This window comes from Aquitalea sp. ASV11, from assembly GCF_016429185.1.
GTDB classification, from domain to species: domain Bacteria; phylum Pseudomonadota; class Gammaproteobacteria; order Burkholderiales; family Chromobacteriaceae; genus Aquitalea; species Aquitalea pelogenes.
The window spans coordinates 1-20,037 of sequence record NZ_JAELUD010000072.1 but is presented as its reverse complement, the minus strand read 5'-3'; the positions used below and the strand labels follow the sequence as shown (position 1 = coordinate 20,037).

At 58.1% G+C, this 20,037-nt stretch carries 16 protein-coding genes and 1 tRNA gene; 6 read left to right on the top strand and 11 right to left on the bottom strand.

Annotated features, from left to right (window positions below):
* Together JHD62_RS17905 and JHD62_RS17900 are read right to left on the bottom strand one after the other, a co-directional pair.
* The coding region (locus tag JHD62_RS17905; RefSeq protein ID WP_199104037.1) for a LapD/MoxY N-terminal periplasmic domain-containing protein at nucleotides 1–1,116 on the bottom strand (1,116 nt) is incomplete at its 3' end.
* A gap of 11 nt (nucleotides 1,117–1,127) precedes the next feature.
* Complete coding sequence (locus JHD62_RS17900) at nucleotides 1,128–1,811, bottom strand: transglutaminase-like cysteine peptidase (protein WP_199104036.1); 684 nt, start codon at nucleotides 1,809–1,811, stop codon at nucleotides 1,128–1,130.
* 137 nt (nucleotides 1,812–1,948) lie between these two features.
* Here JHD62_RS17900 and JHD62_RS17895 point away from each other — a divergent pair, with 137 nt between their 5' ends.
* Nucleotides 1,949–3,487, top strand: a complete 1,539-nt coding sequence (locus JHD62_RS17895; RefSeq protein ID WP_082696178.1) for a TolC family outer membrane protein — start codon at nucleotides 1,949–1,951, stop codon at nucleotides 3,485–3,487.
* A gap of 249 nt (nucleotides 3,488–3,736) precedes the next feature.
* Here JHD62_RS17895 and JHD62_RS17890 read toward each other — a convergent pair whose 3' ends face one another.
* The 3 genes from JHD62_RS17890 to JHD62_RS17880 all read right to left on the bottom strand — a co-directional run bounded on the left by JHD62_RS17890 (nucleotide 3,737) and on the right by JHD62_RS17880 (nucleotide 9,401).
* Nucleotides 3,737–5,386 (bottom strand): methyl-accepting chemotaxis protein, encoded by a 1,650-nt coding sequence (locus tag JHD62_RS17890; RefSeq protein WP_199104035.1) that lies wholly within the window; start codon nucleotides 5,384–5,386, stop codon nucleotides 3,737–3,739.
* A 210-nt stretch (nucleotides 5,387–5,596) separates the two neighbouring features.
* Entirely contained in the window at nucleotides 5,597–6,397 is an 801-nt protein-coding gene (locus JHD62_RS17885) for a TatD family hydrolase (protein WP_199104034.1), read from the bottom strand.
* A 19-nt stretch (nucleotides 6,398–6,416) separates the two neighbouring features.
* The gene (locus tag JHD62_RS17880) at nucleotides 6,417–9,401 is read right to left on the bottom strand and encodes an EAL domain-containing protein (RefSeq protein ID WP_199104033.1); all 2,985 of its coding nucleotides are present in this window, start codon (nucleotides 9,399–9,401) and stop codon (nucleotides 6,417–6,419) included.
* A 286-nt stretch (nucleotides 9,402–9,687) separates the two neighbouring features.
* On the opposite strand from JHD62_RS17880, the gene JHD62_RS17875 reads away from it, so the two are divergent.
* Nucleotides 9,688–10,203 (top strand): TonB-dependent receptor, encoded by a 516-nt coding sequence (locus JHD62_RS17875; RefSeq protein ID WP_199104032.1) that lies wholly within the window; start codon nucleotides 9,688–9,690, stop codon nucleotides 10,201–10,203.
* 611 nt (nucleotides 10,204–10,814) lie between these two features.
* On the opposite strand, the gene JHD62_RS17870 is transcribed toward JHD62_RS17875, so the two are convergent.
* The 4 genes from JHD62_RS17870 to rsmI all read right to left on the bottom strand — a co-directional run bounded on the left by JHD62_RS17870 (nucleotide 10,815) and on the right by rsmI (nucleotide 15,019).
* Nucleotides 10,815–12,527: an AAA family ATPase gene (locus JHD62_RS17870; RefSeq protein WP_199104031.1), complete on the bottom strand. Its 1,713-nt coding sequence runs from the start codon at nucleotides 12,525–12,527 to the stop codon at nucleotides 10,815–10,817.
* Between the two features lie 652 nt (nucleotides 12,528–13,179).
* A complete protein-coding gene (locus JHD62_RS17865) occupies nucleotides 13,180–13,524 on the bottom strand; it encodes a DUF1484 family protein (RefSeq protein ID WP_199104030.1) in 345 nt (114 codons plus the stop codon).
* Between the two features lie 528 nt (nucleotides 13,525–14,052).
* Nucleotides 14,053–14,137: transfer RNA gene (locus JHD62_RS17860), tRNA-Leu, on the bottom strand.
* 45 nt (nucleotides 14,138–14,182) lie between these two features.
* Nucleotides 14,183–15,019, bottom strand: a complete 837-nt coding sequence (gene rsmI, locus JHD62_RS17855) for a 16S rRNA (cytidine(1402)-2'-O)-methyltransferase (RefSeq protein WP_370541083.1) — start codon at nucleotides 15,017–15,019, stop codon at nucleotides 14,183–14,185.
* A gap of 93 nt (nucleotides 15,020–15,112) precedes the next feature.
* Here rsmI and JHD62_RS17850 point away from each other — a divergent pair, with 93 nt between their 5' ends.
* Genes JHD62_RS17850 through JHD62_RS17835 form a run of 4 tightly spaced genes read left to right on the top strand, consistent with a single transcriptional unit; the run spans nucleotide 15,113 to nucleotide 17,748 of the window.
* Nucleotides 15,113–16,198, top strand: coding sequence for a penicillin-binding protein activator (locus JHD62_RS17850; RefSeq protein WP_233161072.1), 1,086 nt, complete (start codon nucleotides 15,113–15,115; stop codon nucleotides 16,196–16,198).
* Nucleotides 16,195–16,539 carry a YraN family protein gene (locus tag JHD62_RS17845; protein WP_199104038.1) on the top strand — a complete coding sequence of 115 codons (345 nt, stop codon included), beginning with the start codon at nucleotides 16,195–16,197 and terminating at the stop codon, nucleotides 16,537–16,539. The genes JHD62_RS17850 and JHD62_RS17845 overlap by 4 nt, the downstream gene beginning before the upstream one ends.
* Before the next feature lie 30 nt (nucleotides 16,540–16,569).
* The gene (locus tag JHD62_RS17840; RefSeq protein ID WP_045847689.1) at nucleotides 16,570–17,160 is read left to right on the top strand and encodes a phosphoheptose isomerase; all 591 of its coding nucleotides are present in this window, start codon (nucleotides 16,570–16,572) and stop codon (nucleotides 17,158–17,160) included.
* Complete coding sequence (locus JHD62_RS17835) at nucleotides 17,161–17,748, top strand: BON domain-containing protein (RefSeq protein ID WP_199104027.1); 588 nt, start codon at nucleotides 17,161–17,163, stop codon at nucleotides 17,746–17,748.
* A 66-nt stretch (nucleotides 17,749–17,814) separates the two neighbouring features.
* Here the strand turns inward: JHD62_RS17835 and JHD62_RS17830 are convergent, their stop codons facing one another.
* Together JHD62_RS17830 and JHD62_RS17825 are read right to left on the bottom strand one after the other, a co-directional pair.
* Nucleotides 17,815–19,023, bottom strand: a complete 1,209-nt coding sequence (locus JHD62_RS17830) for an EAL domain-containing protein (RefSeq protein WP_052694166.1) — start codon at nucleotides 19,021–19,023, stop codon at nucleotides 17,815–17,817.
* A 146-nt stretch (nucleotides 19,024–19,169) separates the two neighbouring features.
* A partial coding sequence (locus JHD62_RS17825) for a Tim44 domain-containing protein (protein WP_199104026.1) occupies nucleotides 19,170–20,037 on the bottom strand: 868 nt, incomplete at its 5' end.

Below are 20,037 nucleotides of genomic sequence, written 5' to 3'. Positions count from 1 at the left end.
GGTGTCGCCGCTATGGAATGCGGTAATGCCGATATGGCCCAGGCCCGGCTGGTCGGACAAGTCCATGGTCCAGTACACCGGCCATAGCAGGCAGAGTTCGTCCGCCAGCTTGCCTGCGTCGTCCGCCCCCAGTTCCGGGCAGAACAGCGCGAAGTCGGCACCGCGCAGGCGGGTGGCCATCCAGCCGCGCTGGGTCTGGCAACGGGTGGACAAATCATCCGCCACCCGCTTGAGCAGGGCATCGGTACGTTGCCCGCCCAGACGCTGGTTCAGCTCAGCGAGGCCAGCTACCCGTACCAGCAGCAAATGCCCGCTTGCCGGGTCGGCCTGCGGGTCCAGCAAGCTGTTGAAACGTTGTTCGAAAGCCTCGCGGTTGGGCAGGCCGGTATTGCTGTCGGTCAGCACCTCGCGGCGCAGGCGGTCCACTTCGTCCCTGAGGCCCAGCAGGTAGTTTTGCAGCCGTTCCACCATGTGGTTCATCGCCATGGCCACTTCGGCCAGCTCCGGAATACCGGGAATGGCAATACGCATGAAGCGCTGTTCACTGATGGCGTGGGCCTGGGTCACCACGGTTTGCAATTCGCGGCGCAGCTTGCGGATGTCCAGCACCCCCAGCAGGCCGGCAGACAGCCCGATCACCACCAGCCAGAACACGGTTTGCAAGGCACCCTGCCATAGCGAACTGTAGGCATAGCCCAGATGGGCACGCACCACGATACGCCCGGCCTGCAGCCAGCCATTGCTGACTTGTGCCTGGCCGTCTTGTGGCTTGAGCGGCAGCAAGTGGTGGAACCAGGCCGGGGTATCTTCCAGACCGTTGCGGTTGCGCAGGTGGATGGTCATGTCTGCGGGCACGCCTTCCCAGCTGATTTCGGCGAAATGCCCCTGCTCGAAGGCCGCCCCCAGCAGGGTTTGCGCCATTACAGGGTCCGCCTTGTACTGGGTGACCATCAGCGCCAGCGCATTGGCCGTATCGGCGCTTTGTGCCGTCAGCTGTTGTTCCAGATAGCTGCGGGCATTGAGCAGGTTGGCAATCAGCGCCCCGCCGATGGACAGGGTGACCAGCAACAAGAGCAACAGCCACAGGCGCTGTACCAGCGAGAGTTTGCGCGACATCACGGGTGTACTCAAAAGGCAAAACCTTCCGTTTTCAGTTTATCCAGCAGCTGTTTCCAGCGGGTCAGCCGGTTGACATTGTTGTTCTGGGTGCCGCCCACCCAGATGCTTTCCATATTGAAGCTGAATACCGGGATCAGGTCGGGCCGCTGCGAGGCAGGCTGGATGCTGGTGATCAGGTTATCCAGAATCAGCGGCTCCACGGTCGGACTGGCATAGTATGCCAGCACCATATGCGCCTGGGTAACATTGCTGGAGGGGCCGCCAATGCGCGCCTTCACATAAGTCAGGCGGATCTTGTCCGGTGCCATGCCCAGCAAGCGTAGCGATACGTATTTGGCAATCACGAAGCCCTTGCAGTCGGCCATGCCCTTGCCAAAGGTTTCCAGCGGGGTCGCCCAGTAATCCTCCTGCCGCCATACCTGGCTGTTTTCAGCATAGGTGATGCGCCGGTTGAAAAACTCGTTCACATCCTTCAGCCGTGCGCTGTCGCTACTGCCGGCATTGTTCAGCATGGCTTGCCAGTCGCGGTACAAGCGCTGTGCCTGCGGGCCATAGCGCGCCACGGTCTGTTCGCTGGGCAGGCTGCTGCCGGTCACCGCCAGACACAGCAGCCATCCCAGCAACACGGGCAGCAGGGCGCGCCAGCCGCTGCGTAGCAGGCTGAGGGGGGCAATGACGCAGGATGTCGTCATTAAGGAAATTGGCACGCGCATGGCATTAAATGTGTAAAAAAATGGCAGTGACAGTAAAATTCCGTGTGTATAATTGTTAGATAGTGTTTAAAAATGTTGTTTAAAATTAATCACACATTCGATATGGGGTAGTATCAATGAGAAATTTGCGCAAATCCATCAGTTTGTCTGTCGCCATTGGCCTGGCAGGCGTGGCCGCTTTGTTGCCACAAGCCGCCAATGCCATCGAGGTGAATGCTGCCGTCCAGCAAGCCATCCTGAACAACCCGGAAGTGCTGGCCAAATTGCACCAGTTCCGCGGTGCCGGCCAGGATGTGAATGTGGGCCGTTCCGGCTACATGCCCACTGTGGATTTGAGCTATGAATCCAACCGCCAGCGCTATGACTACCCCAGCACAGTGGCTGTTGCCGACCAGAATTACACCACCCGTGGCTGGAAGGTGACACTGAACCAGAACCTGTTCCAGGGCCTGCAAACCTATAACACCGTCAAGCAACTGGGTTATGACGAACAGGCACGTTACTTTGATTTCCTCGATACCAGCGAAAGCATTGCCCTGCAAACCGTGCAGGCTTATCAGGATGTGCTGCGTTATCGCCAGCTGCTGGATACCGCGCAGGAAAATTATGCCATTCACAAGGGCATCTTCGAGCAGATCGGCCAGAAGGTACAAGCCGGTGTGGGCCGCCGTGTCGACCTGGAACAAGCTGCTGGCCGTCTGGCACTGGCCGAGACCAATCTGATCACCGATACCTCCAACCTGCATGATGTTTCGGCGCGTTATGCCCGCCTGACCGGTACCCAGCCGCCGGCACAGCTGAGCGATGTACCGTCGATGAAAGACGCGCTGCCGGCCAACCCGGACCTCATCAAGAATGCAGTGGCCCATAACCCGGCTTACCTGAGCACACTGGCCAGCGTGCGCTCGGCCACTGCCGAAGTGAATGTGCGCCGTGGCGCCTTCTCCCCGACGCTGGATTTGCAGGCCAGCAAGGCACCTACCGACAATTACAATGGTTACAACGGCCGCAGCAATATCAGCTCGGTGGCAGTCATCTTCAACATGAACCTGTTCCGTGGTGGTGCCGACCGTGCCCGCCTGGGTTCGGCTGCCGAAAAGCTGAATACCACCAAGGACCAGCGTGAAAAGGTATGCCGCGACATGCGCCAGACCTTGAGCATTGCCAACAACAACATCATCAAGCTCAAGGACCAGATGGAATCGCTGCGTCAGCATCAGCTGTCCACCGAGAAGGCGCGTGATGCCTACCGCAAGCAGTTCGACATTGGCCAACGTACCTTGCTGGACGTGCTGGACAGCGAAAACGAGCTGTTTGATGCCCAGCGTGCCTATATCAATGCCCAGTCCGATTACAAGGTGGCCGAAGCCACGGTACTGGCCAATTCCGGTCGCCTGCTGGAAACGCTGAAACTGAAGCCGGTGGAAGACTTCAAGACCGACAACAGCCTGAGCGAAGAAGAGCAGAACGCGTGTGATACCAGCTACACCCCGCCGCCGGTGATCGACGTGAAGTCGATTGCGGCACGTCAGTACACTGCTGCAACCGCCGAAGCCCAGGCTGCACCGCAAGCCGCGCCGCTGGCTGCCCAGCCGGTGAAGGCCAGCAAGCCCAAGGCCAAGAAGAAAAAGCCGGTAGCCTCCGCCGCCAACTGATTGTTCCGGCTCATACGCAAAACGCCACCCTGCGGTGGCGTTCAGGCTGCTGACAAAGTTATTTGGTGCGCTTGTACTGGACCCGGCAAAGCCGGGCCTTTCAACTAACTCTTAGATTCCGCAGCCTTCCCATCTATTCCCAATCCCCCCGCCCTTGCCCAGCCAATTGAAGATGGGAGCCTCGCTTTCTATCCAGAAAGCGAGAGGGGTTTATTTCTGTATCCAGAGCAGGAGCTGCGTGTTTGCAGCTTAAACCCGGAAGCGGTTCAGGCTGTCATCCAGTGCGGCAGACAAATCCTTCAGCTGCTGTGCCAGCTGGTTGGATTCCTGCACCGAGCGGTTGGTGCTGTCATTCATTTGCGCAATCTGCTCCACATTGCGTGCCACATCCTGGCTGGCCTGGCTTTGTTCCTTGATGGCATCGGCCACATCGCCAATCTTGTCCACCGAACGCTGCGACAAATCACGGATCAGCTGTAGCGAACTGGCCACCTGCTGCGTGCTGCCAACGCCGGTTTCTATACGGCTGTTGGCCTGTTGCATGCTGACAAAGGCCTGCTTGGTATCGGTTTGCACACTGGAGATGCGTGAGGAGATTTCCGCCGTGGCCACGCTGGTGCGCTCGGCCAGCTTGCGTACTTCATCGGCCACCACGGCAAAGCCGCGGCCCATTTCGCCGGCCCGTGCCGCTTCGATGGCGGCATTGAGCGCCAGCAGATTGGTCTGGTCGGCAATGTCGCGAATCACCTGCACGATATTGCCGATTTCACCCGAGCGCTGATTCAGCTGTTCGATCACCTTGGCCGTGGTGGTGATGCTGTCGGCAATCTGGCGGATTTCATCTGCCGCCTGGGCGGCCAGCTGGCTGCTGTGGGTGGCTTCTGCCGTGGCGTGGCGTGCCTGCTCCTCCACGCCCTGGGTGTTGTCCGACACCATCTGGATGCTCACTGTCATCTGCTCGATGCTGGCGGCACAGGCCGAGGCCGCTTCGGACTGCTGATGCGAAGCCTTGGCCACGTAGCCGCTGACATCGCCCAGGCGGTCGGCCACGCCAACCAGTTGCGATGAATACCCGTGGGATTCCTGGATCAGCGTGCGCACCGTGCCCACCAGGTCGGAAACCGAACGGCCCATGCTGCCCAGTTCGTTACGGCCCAGGTCTGGCAGCTGCTGCGTCAGGTCACGGCTTTGCGCCAGCTGCTGGCTGCTGTCGCGCATGCTGTTGAGCGGGTGACGGATGGAATGGATGATGACCCAGGACAGGGCAATGCCCAGCAGCAGCGCAATCACCAGCAGCGCTACCACGGCATTGCGTACCGAAGCCGAGGTGCTGTTGATTTGCTCGCCCAGTGCATTCACTGCTTCCACCGCCGCCTTGCTGATGGTTTGCAGCATGTCTTCCATCTGGTGCACGTTTTCCTTGAACTTGCCGATGGCAGCATTACCGTCGGCCGGGGTGGCAATGCTGCCTGCCTCCACCTGGGTGCTGACGCTATTGAAACCATCGGCATAGGCTTGCAGTAGCTCGCCCTGCTTTTGCACCGGGCCACTCAGGCTGCCGCTCAGGCTGTTGCTGCCGTCGCTCAGCGACTGGGACAGTTTTTTCACCGTGTCCTGCGCTTTGCTGTAGGTGTCTTTCCATTTGCCCAGGTATTCGCCGCGCTTTTCGCGGTTGGCAATGTTCAGGAAATAGTCTTTCTCATAGCGGCGCAAATTGCCCATGTGCACGCGCAGCTCGGAGACATCACGAAAGAACATCAGTTCGTGGCTGGCAACTTCGTCGACCCGGTGGTCGATACGACCCAGCCCTTGCAGGGTAATGCTGCCGATGATGGCCAGCGCCACCAGCAGCAGGCCGAAGCCCGCTGTGATGCGTGCGGCAATGGATAAATTTTTCATTGTGTTCCCCACCCAGGTTGACAGGCAGTCCTGACGCCATCACCCGCGGGTGTGCGCTGCCTGATACATTCCGCCATCCTGATGACCGGCCGATGACATGTGCAGTGCAATGAAAGTTTGCAATGTCGACCGATGCGGTCCGGATTGGCGTTGATTTGGCGCGCACCTTGCCACTTCATGCCAGGGAATGCAAGCCGTTTGACAGTAAGGTCATGCCGGCATGTCCAGGCCGATGGCCTGGTAGGTGTTGCACCACAGCGCGTGCCTCAACTCATTCAAGTCCATCTTGCGCAATTCTGCCATGACGATTGCAAACTGATTGAGGTTGGCAGGGGTATTGGGCTGTTGCTGCGCCCATTCGGGCCGGATGTCAGGCGCGTCGGTCTCCAGCACCAGGGCGGACAGGGGAAGGGTGGCGGCCAGTTCGCGGATGCGCCGCGAGCCGCTATAGGTCATGGCACCGCCAAAGCCCAGCTTGAAACCCAGCTTGATGAAGGCCTCGGCTTGCTGGCGACTGCCATTGAAGGCGTGGGCGATGCCGCCTTTCACCGGGATCTGGCGCAGGTATTTCAGAACGCGGTCCTGCGCGCGGCGCACATGCAGCAAGACGGGCAAATCGTATTTGCGCGCCAGCTTCAGCTGTTCCACCAGCAGGGCTTCCTGCCGTGCCGTGTCCAGCCCCGGCACGTAGAAATCCAGCCCGATTTCACCCACCGCCACCGGTGCATGCCGTTGCAGGTGTTGCTCCAGCGTGTGCAGGTGCTCATCCAGATGGCGCGCCAGGTAGATGGGGTGCAAGCCAAAGGCCAGCCAGCAGCCATAACGTTCACGCATGGCCAGGCTGTCGGCAAAGCTGTCGCTGTGAATGGCCGGCAGAATCAGCTGGCCCACGCCGCTGTCCTGTGCCGCTGCCACCAACTGGTCGCGCCAGCCGGTAAATTCCGGGGCGTCCAGATGGCAGTGCGAGTCAATCAGGCAGGGGCCGGGGCGGGGGGCAAAGTGTCTGGTCATCCCGCCAGTGTAGCGCGTGTCAATGGCGCTGGGCGGCCAGCAGGGTCATGAAGTCGGCCACCGGCATGGGGCGGCCAAACAGATAGCCCTGGAAAGACCTGCAGTGCTGTTCCAGCAGGAAGCGGCGCTGGCTGGCGGTTTCCACGCCTTCGGCAATCACCTGCAACTGCATGCTGCCGGCCAGGGCCACGATGGTGCGGATGATGGACGCGTCGTTGGCATCGCTGTCGATATCGCGCACGAAGGACTGATCGATCTTCAGCTGGTCCAGCGGCAGGCGCTTGATATAGGCCAGCGAGGAGTAGCCGGTGCCAAAGTCATCCAGCGAGAAGCACACGCCATCCTGCTTGAGCATGTTCATTTTGCGCACGGTGTCGTCCACGTCCTGCAACAGCAGGCTTTCGGTCAGTTCCAGCTTCAGGCGACGGGCGGGCGCGCCACTGCGCATCAGCGCATTGCGTACCATTTCGACAAAACTGCTCTGGTGGAACTGGCGGGCGCTGACATTCACCGCCAGCTCCAGCCCGGCAGTGGCCGGGTCTTCCGCCCAGGCGGCCAGCTGGCGACAGGCGGTATGCAGCACCCATTCGCCCAGCGGCACGATCAGGCCGCATTCTTCCGCCAGCGGAATGAAGCTGGCCGGGCCCACCAGCCCGTGCTCCGGACGCTGCCAGCGCAACAGGGCCTCCGCACCGGTGACGCGGCCATCGGCATCTACCTGTGGCTGGTAATACAGCTGGAATTCCTGCTGCTGCAAACCGCGGCGCAGCGCACTTTCCAGCTCGGCACGGGCGCTGACGGCTTCCTGCATTTCCGGGTCGAAAAAGCGCAAGGTATTGCGCCCGGCGCCCTTGGCCTGGTACATGGCAAGGTCCGCCCGTTTGAGCAGCTCTTCCACCGAGTTGTCATGGCCGTCAAACAGCACCGCGCCCATGCTGCAGGTGTTGTGATGCAGGTCGCCCAGCATGGGGTAGGGGCGGGCCAGTGCTTCCAGCACATGCTGGCCGATGGCGCGGGTTTGCAGCACGGCCTGGGCCGGGTCCTGGTGCAGGCCTTCCAGCATCAGCACGAATTCGTCCCCCCCCAGCCGGGCCACGGTATCGCCCGGTCGCAGGCATTCATTCAGCCGCTGCGCTACTTCCTGCAGCAGGCGGTCGCCCTTGTCATGGCCCAGGGTGTCGTTGAGGGTTTTGAAGTTGTCCAGGTCGATGAACAGCAAGGCTCCGGTACGGGCGTGATGCTGGCAGACTTCCAGCGCCATTTGCAGGCGGTCCAGCAACAGGCGGCGGTTGGGCAGCTGGGTGAGCGGGTCGTAGAAGGCCAGCCGTTTGATCTTGTCTTCCGCTGCCTTGCGCTGGGTAATGTCGCTCATGGTGCCCACGTAGTGGCTGACCGAGCCGTCTTCCGCCAGCACCGCGCTGATGCTGAGCCATTCCGGATAAACCTCGCCATTCTTGCGCCGGTTCCAGATTTCCCCCTGCCAGGCCCCCAGCTCTTGCAGGCTTTGCCACATGCGCTGGTAAAACGCAGCATCGTGGCGGCCGGACTGCAACAGGCTGATTTTCTGCCCCACCACTTCGTCGGCACCATAACCGGTGATTTTGCTGAACGCGCCATTCACTCGCAGGATGGTGGTGTGACAGTCGGTCACCACCATGCCTTCCTGCGCCTCAAAGGCGGTGGCGGCAATGCGCAGCAGCTGTTCGGCGTGTTTGCGCTCGCTGATGTCGCGGGCGGATGCATACAGATACAGCCGTCCGGCAATGGTGACCGGCTTGGCATTCACCTCCACATCAATCATCGAGCCGTCCTTGCGCCGGTGCCGTGTTTCCAGTCGCACACCCAGGCCGCTGGTGTCGTGGATCAGCCGGTGCAGCTCGCCGGTGCTGATTGTGCTGTCCCAGTCCTGCAGGCGCAGTGCATGCATTTCTGTTTCGCTGTAGCCCAGCATGGCGGCAAAGGACGGGCTGCACTCGGTCAGCCGTCCTTCCTCGTCCAGAATGTGAATGCCATCAGACGCCGTTTGCAGCAAGGCGGCCTGCCGCATGGTTTCGGCCAGTGCCGCATGCTCTGCCGCTTCCCGGTCCGACGTTTCCTGCTCCAGCGCACGGGTGCGCAGGGCCACCAGCAAGGCCAGTTCGGCCCGATTGCGGCGCAATTCCCCCATTTGCCAGGCCAGCCAGCCCAGCAGCCCGCTGATCAGCAGCACCAGCAGGGTATTGATGACCAGATGGCGCGGGTTGCGCCAGCCGTCACGCGGTTCCACATCCAGCGTCCACGTGCCGTTGGCCATGTTGATGGTGTAAGGCACCGGCTCGGCCAGCGGCGTGGCCTCGTGTTCCGAGCTGGCCAGTACCTGAATCTGGTGGCTGTCCGGGTGCTGACGCCACAGCCGGTAGCGATAGCCGCGCCGGGGCAGCCAGTCCAGCCCGGCGCTTTGCAACACATCCGGAAAACGCACCAGCGCAATGGCAAAACCCCAGAACACCGGCGGCACACCACGCTCCCGGTTCAGGAACACCGGCATGCGGCCCACTGCACCCATGCCGCCCTGCACCAGCGGGAAGGGCCCGGCCAGCGTCATCTCGCCGCTGTCGCGCGCCATGAAGGCTTCCTTGTTGCGCGCCGGGTCGGCCAGCAGATTATGGCCAATCGCCTTTTCATTCCCCTTGAGCGGATAGATTTGCCGTACCACCCCATTAGGGGCCAGTTGCAGCGACATCACGCCGGGGTAGTAAGTCATCAGCGCGCGGGCATAGGCGTCGAAATCATCCAGCTGGCCATGCCCCTGCCGCACCATGGCGCTCAGCGCGTAAGTGGAGGACAGCGCACGGTCTATGGTCACCTTCACCGCATTGCCACGGTCGCTGGCATCGGCCAGCGCCTGCGAACGGGCAATGTCCTCATCCTGACGCGCAGCCACACACACCACTGCCATGCCTATCAGGAAGGCAAGCAGGGTGACGAGCAGGCTGGACAGCCAGGAAGGCCAGATTCTGTTCACGTTGGTCGGTGCCGAAGGTAATGGGCAGGCAATAGGCCAGACTAGCGCATAGTGTACTGACCCGGCCCAGCCCTTGCTATGCCAAACGCAAAGAAAATCACCCGCATTTGCGCTTGATCAGCCTTGCGGCGGATCACCCCCGCCAAAGCCTTGCCAATACTGGCCCTGCGACAATTGGTCACATCCCGGAGCGCAGCGAAATTGCTACGCTGCACCCCTTGCGGATCAAACAGATGTTTGTCCGACAGCTGGTCAAGACCTGCGCTATCCCACCCATGCCGGTTTCTTGTCCGGCTACGTGGTGCTGCAATACGTCAACCAGAACGCCCAGCTATACGGCGTGGACGTCAGCGGCAAGCTGCAACTGGCCAAAACCCCTGGCTTCGGCCGCTTCGATGCCACCGCCCAGCTCAGCTACACCCGTGGCGAAAACCTGACTACCGGCGACAATCTGTACAACATCATGCCGCTCAACGCCAAACTGGCGCTGGTAAACAGGCTGGGGCAGTGGACCAGCACCGCCGAATGGCAAGCCGTCCGCGCCAAAACCGACGTCTCCGCCGTGCGCAACGAAGTCAAAACCCCCGGCTACAGCCTGTTCAACCTGCGCACCCGCTATGAAAACAAACGGTTCAGCGTGGACGTGGGCATCGACAACGTGTTCAACCGCTTCTACACCCTGCCGCTGGGCGGCGCCTACACCGGCCAGGGCATGACCATGAGCCGCGCCGGCATCCCCTGGGGCGTTGGCGTAGCCGGCCCCGCCCGCTCGCTGTACACCGCTTTCAACCTCAAGTTCTGACCCCGCCTGCTACGCCCGCCTGATGGCGGCCAGAACAAAACACCCCCGGCCATGCAGATGGCGCGGGGGTGTTTTGTTGTTGAGTGGTAGTGATGATGGGGTCTTTATCGCAGTGTGGCGGGAAAGCCAATGCAGGCGATGGTTTTCAGTTTGGGGAAACTTGATCCGTATAATAAATATGACCTGATATCTGATGGTATTGGGAAAATATGAAATAGTATGGGTAGTTCATTAAATTTCCCAAGCAAGCTTTACAATGTGTGATGCTAAAATTTCTAATTCATTTTGGTGATAGTTCCTTTAGCTTTGAATTTATTAATTTCCAGTTTTCAAAATTCTCTCTCATTGAGCATTCGATAATTTTCTTCTTAAATTCAAGAGGGGAGACTCTGACTTTGAATTCTTTATGTATTTCAGTAAGCACTTGCTTCCCGTCGCATTGGGATGTCCATTTTGATTGCCATTCATCTATCAATTTGGCGCTGACTGAGTGGATTTTTGATATCAAATCATCATTTTTGTGTTCAATGGATTTATTTATTGCCTGTGCAACATTTTCAAGTTTTTCCTTGAACTTTGTTGCGGTCTCTTCTGGGCTGTCTCCGATTAATTCATTTATTTTTTATGTGGTGTTCTGTTGTTAGTAACTCGGCTAGTATTTTTTTGCAAGATATTTTCGATATTTGCTTGAAAGCAATATCTTTAATGTGCGCTGACAACGATCCGCGAGTCATATTTTCTATGGATGCGCCGCATTTGGATAGTGCGTCAAATACGGCGTCAGTTTCTAATAGATAGTTTTCTAAGCAGTATCTGTCCCACTGGAGGCTTCGAACCTTATTGGACTCTTCAAGTAGAGCCGGTTTATTGTCCAAGTCAAATAAAAATAATTGATATGTGTCTAGTTGTCCCTTTTTATCTTCCTCGACAAGTGTTTTTATGTTTTTTTGAATTTCATTTCTTCCACCTAAATATTTAGCAGTAAATCCTGGGAGTTGCATGGAGATTGCTTCCTCTAGTATATCTACGTCATGAGGTCCTTCTAGGTAAATTACTCCTTTTGTTGAGAGTATATCTGTGCTATTTGATCCGAGTTTTTGCAGTGCATTAAATACTTCTGCTTTATCTTTTTTGTAAATGGGAGAGATATCTGTGCTTGAAATGAGGTGATATATTTTGCAGTCATCACGTTCGAATGCAGTGACAAACATTTCCGGACTGTGTGTGCAAAGTATTATCTGTCTGTTTTTTGGTTTGCAGATTTTATCAACTATGAATGGGACTATTCTCTTTTGAACGGCAGGGTTTAAATGCAATTCTGGCTCGTCAAAAATTATTATCCCATTTTCGAATGTTGTTATATCCATGAATAAGAGAGTTAAGAGAATATTTTTTTCTCCTGAACTCATGCTATCTATGTCGTAAAGGGAGTTTTTTGTTTCATCTCGTATGAGTATGGATAGGTTTCCATTTTGATTTACCTGTACTCCATGTAATTTTCGGCCTGGAAGTAAGTGCTCAAAAATGGAATTGAACGTGGCTTCAATGTTGTTTTTGTATTCATCCCCAGATAAATACATGTTAATTAAAAATTGTTTGATAAGCTGATATTTTGCCTGAGGGTTTGCAATGTATGACTGAACCTGCTGAGCTGCATTGCCCTGACCAATCTGAAGTGGTTGATCTCCATGCGGGAGTGACCTGTCGGCTGGGAAGTAATTGAAGTATGAATGATAAAAGCCTGACACTTCGCAGAGTATGGATAATAGCTCTTGATCTAGGATGTTTTTCCCTTGAACTGTCCCGTTTTCGATAGTTAAGGTGGCATCTAGTATCTTTTCTTTGGATATGTGCTCTATGTAATTTTGAATTTCGCCAATTCCTTGGTCGAATACTTTTAATCCCTCTTTGCTGCTCAGATATTGAGACTCACTAAATGGTTCTCTGAATATTGGGAATCTATTGGTATGTTGTAGATGTCTTATGGCGAATCTATTTATATGACTTTTCTTTATTAACTCAATGTCATTTCCATGTATGGAAAATGTTATTGATATTTCTATTTTTTTTGCTGGGTCATTGAATATAGCGTTTGGTATGATTCCTTGCTGATCAGGTGTTAATGCTTTTATGGTACTTAGTACGGTAATTGCTTCATTTTGTATGTTTGGAAAAAGAAATGATTTATTGAGTCGAATTGACTCTAGTATTGTTGATTTGCCTACTGCGTTGGGTCCGACAATTAAAATGCAATCCGCATTGGACTTGAATTCAATCTCTTTTAGTCCTTTGAAGTTTCTGATTCTGATATTTTCAATTTTCACTTGAATTCCTTGGTTTACTAATTGAATTAATTTGTATTGAATGAAAATTAGATCAAATCGTCTTAAAGGATATTGTCTCAATGTGTTGGGATTTTCCGGCACACATCAAAAAACCGCCCCAAACCGTGGATGCACCCCGTAAACCCTTGCTAGGCAAGGGTTTCAGTCCCACGGTTTTGCCCACGGGTTTTCTGCCATTCCGTGGGTCTCTCTGGATTCTCAATAAAATCAATGCATTGAAGGGATGGTGTCATCCACGGTTTCCACGCTTTACCCATCGTAAACCGTGGATCAGCTTTTCCGACCTGTTGCGACTCTGTGCTTGACCTCCCAGCGTCTCTCTTCCCGTCACTGCAAAGCAGAAAGATTCTCTTCGGCATTCAGTTTTTCACATAAAACGTGCTGATGTCATATGTCAGATCAAAAATCAGCTAACAATCTGCCGTTGTATTGGTATGAATCGGACAGTGGCGGAATCGACAGGGGCTAATGCCATGCAGTGCTGGGTGGCGTTTGTGCTGACGGGGAAGGTAATAGCCTGTTGCTGGCAAACAGTACACAGCCCGCGCTGGGCGGGCTGTTGGTGGACGGCAGGTGAGGTTTGCGTAAACGACTGGCAACAAAACAGCGCCTGGTGGCGCTGTCTGTCCATTCAGAGGAGTTGGCCGATATCGGTGCGGGCGAGGCTGATTTGCTGATGCAGCGGGGTCAGCAGCCCGGCCAGCTGGTTGGCTGCCAGCGGCATGTCCTCGGCGTGGTGCAGCAGATCAAGCAGGCATTGCATGCAGTCAGCGGCACGGTCCAGCGTGCAGATTCCGTCGGCAATGGTTTGCTGGATGGTCTGGCACAGGCGGGTCAGCTGGCTGATGGAATCGCGCAGCGCGGCGTGCTCCGGCAGGCTGGTCAGGGATTGCAGGTGGCTGAGTTGGTCTTGAAAGGTGGCCAGCGCCAGATAGGCGGCGGGAGCGGGCTGGTTTTGCAGGGGCTGGGTGTTCATGCGCGGGCCTCCTTGCTGAAGGATGGCAGGGCGGTAACGGCAATGACAATCGCGGGGGGAGGGCGCAACTGGGCGCGGGAAATGCCAGGCATGGTGATTGCCTCCATAGTGTGCGGTTTGCGTACCACCAACCACTTCCTACGGTGGGTGGCAGTCCGAACGGGGGTAGGAATACCGGCACTATGGAACCGGCCAGCCCGAAGGCTGCCCCGCCCGGCCCGCCATAGAAGGCAAGACAAGACGCACGGACGCAAAAAAACCGCTTTCGCGGTGGTGTCCGCCATAGTGCTAATCGGGTTCCTACGCCCGGTGCCGCTATTGAACAGCACGCGGCAATTGTTGGGTGGTGGGGTGGGCTTGTCAATACCGGGGAAGGGGATAGCACGGCATGGCTGCGGGCTGAGCCTGCGGGGTTGTGCTTTGTTGCGTTGGTGTCCCGGCAGTGTTCCATGGCAGGATTTTGGCAACAAAAAAGCGCCTTGCGGCGCTGTTTTTGATTCTTGCTGCAACCCTTATCTGCTAAGGACTTGGTGCCCGGGGTCGGACTCGAACCGACACACCTTGCGGCGGGGGATTTTGAATCCCCTGCGTCTACCGATTTCGCCACCCGGGCATCGCAAGAGGAGGCAAGTCTATCCCATCTGCCGTGGCTTGTAAATCACTCCCCGGCGTCCTTTTTCATTTTCAGCGCGTGGTCATACAGCAGCTTGCGGTTGGCACCGGTAATTTGCGCTGCCAGCGTGGAGGCTTGCTTCATCGGCAGGTCGGCGCTGAGGATGTTCATCACCCGGATGGCTTCTTCCGGCAAACCGGCCTTGTCTTCCGCTTGCGGGGCGGCGTCGATGATGAGGACAATTTCTCCGCGCTGCTGGTTGCTGTCGGCCTTTACCCATTCCAGCAGTTCGCCGGCGGGCAGGCTGTGGAAGGTTTCAAAGGTTTTGGTCAGCTCGCGTGCCAGCATCAGGCGGCGGTCCGGCCCCAGTTCGGCCACGATGTCCTGCAGGGTGTCCACAATGCGGTGCGGCGCTTCGTAGCACACCACCAGGTGGTCGGCACCTAGCCATTGCTGCAAGGTACGGCGGCGTTCGCCGCTTTTCGGCGGTAAAAAACCGTGAAACAGGAAGGCATTGCTGGTGAAGCCGCTGGCGGACAGGGCGGTGATGACGGCGGATACGCCGGGGATGGGGCGTACCGGATGTCCGGCGGCGCGTACGGCTTCCACCAGCCGCGCGCCGGGGTCGGATACCGCAGGGGTGCCGGCATCGGATACCTGCACCACGATTTGCCCTTCCGCCAGCCAGCGGATGACTTGTTCGGCCATGCTGCGTTCATTGTGCTCGCGCAGGCTCACCAACTTGTTGGCGTGGATGCCGTAGGCAGTCAGCAGGCTGCCGGTGACGCGGGTGTCTTCTGCGCAGACCACATCGGCCGCGCTAAAGGCCGCCAGTGCACGTGCGGTAACATCTCCCAGGTTTCCAATGGGAGTGGCCACCACATATAATGTGCCGCGACAGAAACTTTCCCGTGCAGTTTCAAGCAAGTGAGCGAACGAAGTATGCAAAGACTGGCTCCGCTGTTGGTTGGCGTCATGATGACATGGTTGACGGCTGCGCATGCGCAGGCACCGGACTATATCATCCAACTCAATGCTGCGCCGCTCAATAGCGTGGCCGGACAAAGCCCGCGCGCCCAGGCGCAGCCGGCATCCGCCCCTGTAACCCCGGTGGCCAAGCCGCTGGCTGCGCCCGGCAAACAGGTGGCACGTCTGAAAATAGGCCTGTTGCTGCCCACCGAGTCCAAATTGCTGGGCGAGGCGGCTGCGGTGGTGCGTAGCGGGGTGGAAGCCGCGCATGATGCCGAACCGCAAGCCGATGTGGTGGTGATTGATGCTGACGAACACAACGCCGCCCAGCGCTACCGCGAAGCGGTGGCCAGCGGCGTCAATGTGGTGATAGGCCCCTTGTCGCGTGGCGGTATTGCCGCGGTGGCACCGCATGTGAGCGTGCCCACGCTGGCGCTCAATGCCGTGGGGCGCGATGTGCCGACCAACCCCAAGCTGTTTACCCTGGCCCTGAATGTGGAAGTGGAAGCCCGCCAGATTGCACGCCTGATGCGTGAAGATGGCCGCAGCAATCCGCTGATCATTGCCGATGGCGAGGTATTGTCCAGCCGCCTGAAGCAGGCCTTTGCCGACGAGTGGCGCAGCCAGAGCGGCAAGGATGCGCCGCAGATTGAAGACAACGGCCAGAGCCTGTCCGTGTTGCAGCAGGCAGCCAGCCAGGCCGATGCGGTGTTTCTGGCGGTGGAACCGGCCGAGGCCGCCCGGCTGAAACCGGCATTGCCGCCGGATCTGCCGGTGTATGCCACCTCGCAAATCAGCACGCGCAGCCCGGACAAACAGCTGGCCGGGGTGCGTTTCATCGACATGCCGTGGTTCCTGATGCCGCAACACCCGGCGGTGAAGCGTTTTGCCCGGCCTGCCAGCACACTTACCCTGCAAACCGAGCGCCTGTATGCGCTGGGGATAGATGCCTATCGTCTGGCGCTGTTGCTGGGGACCACGCGCAACCCGGCCAGCATCAAGCTGGATGGTGTTACCGGCGACTTGAAACTGGGTCGCGACCGGGTGTTTGACCGTCAGTTGCCGGTATCGCTGATTGGCGAAGGCGAATAAGGCCGATGAACCGCCAGGGGCAGCAGGCAGAGGAACGCGCGCTGGCCTTTCTGCAGCAGCAGGGCCTGAAGCTGCTGGAGCGCAACTGGTTATGCCGTGGCGGTGAGATAGACCTGATCATGCGTGACGGGCGCTATCTGGTGTTTGTGGAAGTGCGCCACCGGGCCAGCCCGCGTTATGGCGGTGCGGCGTACAGCATTACGCCCGCCAAGCAAAGGAAACTCCTGCATGCGGCCACGGTCTACCTGTCCGATAAGCGAGTAGACGCGCCCTGTCGTTTTGATGCTGTGCTGAGCGAAGGCCAGCAGCCGCTGCAGTGGTTGAAAAACATTTTTGCATAGCAGCCATCCCGCGCTGCTACAAGGAAGAGCATGGACCTGATTGAACGCGTCAACGGACATTTTCTGGAAAGCATTGCCGCCAAGCAGGAGGCAATGGAACTGCTGTCGCCCGCCGTGGCGCTGGCTGCCGAGCGCATGGTCAGCTGCCTGATGAACGAAGGCAAGATCCTGGCCTGCGGCAATGGCGGTTCGGCTGCCGATGCCCAGCACTTTGCTGCTGAAATGCTGGGACGCTTCGAAAAGGAGCGCCCGGGCCTGGCCGCCATTTCGCTGGCGACCGACTCTTCGGCGCTCACTGCCATTGGCAATGACTACGATTTCGACATGATTTTTTCCAAGCAGGTACGTGCGCTGGGGCATACCAACGACCTGTTGCTGGCCATTTCCACCTCGGGCAATTCCGCCAATGTGATTGAAGCCATTTATGCTGCGCACGAGCGCGGCATGGGTGTGATTGCCCTCACCGGGAAGGATGGCGGCAAGATCAGCGAAATCCTGTCGCCGGAAGACATCCAGCTGAATGTGCCGGTGCTGCGCACTGCGCGTATTCAGGAAGTGCACATCCTGCTGGTGCATGCCCTGTGCGATGCCATCGATTACATGCTGTTGGGAGGTGAGTAAATGAAACGTACTGTCCTGTCCCTGTTGCTGGCGGCTGGTGTGTCCAGCGCGCTGTCCGGTTGTTTCGCCCTGGCTGCCGGTGGTGTGGCCGGTGGTGCGCTGGTGGCTACCGACCGCCGTTCCAGCGGTGCTTATGTGGACGACCAGAGCATTGAAGCCAAGGTATCGCACCAGATTGGCGAGAAATTGCCTTCGGCTCACGTCAATACCACCAGCTATAACCGTGCCGTGCTGTTGACCGGTGAAGTGCCGTCGGCAGAAGCCGGCCAGCAGGCCGAGCTGATTGCCCGCGCCATGCCCAATGTGCGCCGTGTATTCAATTACACCGTGGTGGCGCCTGCTTCCGGTTTCTCCGAGCGTAGCAACGACACCTGGATCACCAGCAAGGTGCGTACCCGCCTGCTGGATGGCAAGGGCTACTCGCCCAACCATATCAAGGTGGTGACCGAACGTGGCGTGGTGTACATGCTGGGTCTGGTTACACCGGCGGAAGGGCAGGCGGCAGCACAGGTGGTGAGCGAAACCGCCGGGGTGCAAAAGGTGGTGACGCTGTTTGAAAGCATCACCGAAATCACGCCAGTGCAGTAAGTTGTGCTGAAACAGAAAAAGGACCGCATGCGGTCCTTTTTTTATTATGCCTGGCCTGAGTGTGCTTCAGCCGTGACTGCTGTGCACACGCGGTGCCAGTACATCGGCACACAGCACGTGCATGGCTTCGTCGATTTCAATCGCCATGGACAGGGTGACGCAGGAGCGGGTGTCGGTCATCGACAGGTAAGGCTCGCTCATGTACAGCACGCCGGGCTGGTCGATGGCATGCTGGAAATACGCACGGCGCGACCACACCGCACCGGTGGTATCCGCCAGCGGGGCAAACTTCAGGCTGCTGGCAATGGTGTTGTGGCGGCTGTTGAGGTTGCGGCCAATCTGGCGGCCTTCGCTGTCCAGCAAGAAACAGCGGATGACATCGGGCATGGCCAGCATGGGGGTGGCCGCCTGGTCGAACGGCGTGCCCTGCATCAGCGAAATGGCCGATTGCACAAAGGCCTGGCGTGCAAGTTCGATCTGGCGGCGGGTAATCTTGCGCTTGAGCAGGTCGCGCACCATCAACTCGTCCCAGCGCGAATCCAGCCGTTTGGTGATGATGTCGTCTGCATCCGGGCTGGCGGAGGGGCGGGCCACATAATAGCCCTGTACCAGGTCGCAGCCGGACTCCAGCGCCACCAGCACATCGTTCTCGGTTTCAATCCCTTCTTCCACTACCAGTGCACCAATTTCGTGCATCAGACGCACCAGTCTGGACAGCAGATTGCGGGTACGTGGCTGGCTGACGGCACTGCGCAGCAAGTCCTTGTCGAATTTCACCAGGTCCGGTTCCAGCTGGCAGACCCGGTCCAGGTTGGAATGGCCGACGCCAAAGTCGTCAATCGCAATCAGGAAGCCGGCTTTTTTCAGCAGATTCACGCCCTCGATCAGGGCTTCATCCACTTCCAGCACATGTTCCAGCACTTCCAGCACCACATTACCCGGCTGCAGGCCGGCTTCGCGAATGGTGTTGGCCAGTGCCATGGCCCGCTCCGGGCGGGACAGCGAGGCGGCATCGACATTCAGGAACAGCCAGTGCGGATGGCTGTGTTCCAGCGCCGCAAAGTGCTGTACATGGGCCTGGCTGACGGCCAGGTCCAGCCCGTGGCGTCGCTCGGGCGACACCATGGCATAAAAGGCCTCGGCCGGGGACAGGGGCAGCTGGTTCTGCTCGGCGCGCAGCAAGGCTTCCACGCCCACGGTACGGCGGTGCGCCAGACTGTAGATGGGCTGGAAATGGCTGCCGAGTATCAGACCGGCATGCTCGAAACGTTTCATTGCAGTACATTCCTTCCTGAGATAGGGCTCTTGCTGGCCCATGAACCCGTTACCTAGCAATCGGCATTCCAGTGTAGAGCATGGCCGGATAATAAAAAACGGGCCCGACGGGGCCCGTTAAGATAAATCCAACAAAAAACCAGAAATTACTCTTGCTGAATGCCAGCAACCAGCCATTTGCCGCCGGTGCTGCCATCCTTGACGTAATGCCAGTATTCGCTGAACGGTACTGCCGCAGCATTGACCGATTCGCTCACCGTACCGGAGAAGCGCACGGTGGCAATAAAGCGGCCACCTTCTTCCACGGCTTCGGCCAGCTGGCAGTCCAGCTGCGGGAAGTCTGCCACATCGGTATTGCTGCCGATTTCATTGCGCAGGCCTTCGAACAGATCCGGTGTCATGTACTTGCGTACTTCTTCCAGGCTGTCCGGCGTGTTCAGGCTTTGCAGGTGCAGGAAGGTTGCCTTGGCCTGACGCAGGAAGTTCGGGGTTTCCGTACCATCCGGCAGGCGTCCGGGCACTGCACCAGCCATGGCCGGTGCTGCGCCATAGCCAGCCGGCTGACCCAAGCCGGAGCCAATCTTGGGAATCGGCTCGAAACGGGCAGCGTCCTGACCATTGCTGTTGAACACCGGGCTGTTACCGGCAGGCATCGGGCTGTTCATCGCTGCCTGGCTGGCAGTCTTGCGGCGGAACCACATCAGGCCGCCAATACCCAGCAGGCCCAGCAAGGCCAGCGTGCCCCAGGGAATGCCGGACCCGGCACCTGCGGTATCCACGGCGTTACCCGAAGCATGGTTGTTGTTCATGGCCGAACCCAGCATGTAGCCGGCGGCAGCACCTGCAGCACCCGCTGCAATGGCGGTACCAATGCCGGGGCCCTTCTTGGGCTGGGCTTGCGGCGCAGCCTGCGGAGCAGGTGCCGGAGCCGGCATCGGAGTGGGCTGCTGGTAGCTTTTGGTCGGGGCCGAGCGGCGCATGCCGGCGCTCTTGCCTCCGCCCAGGCGTGCGGCT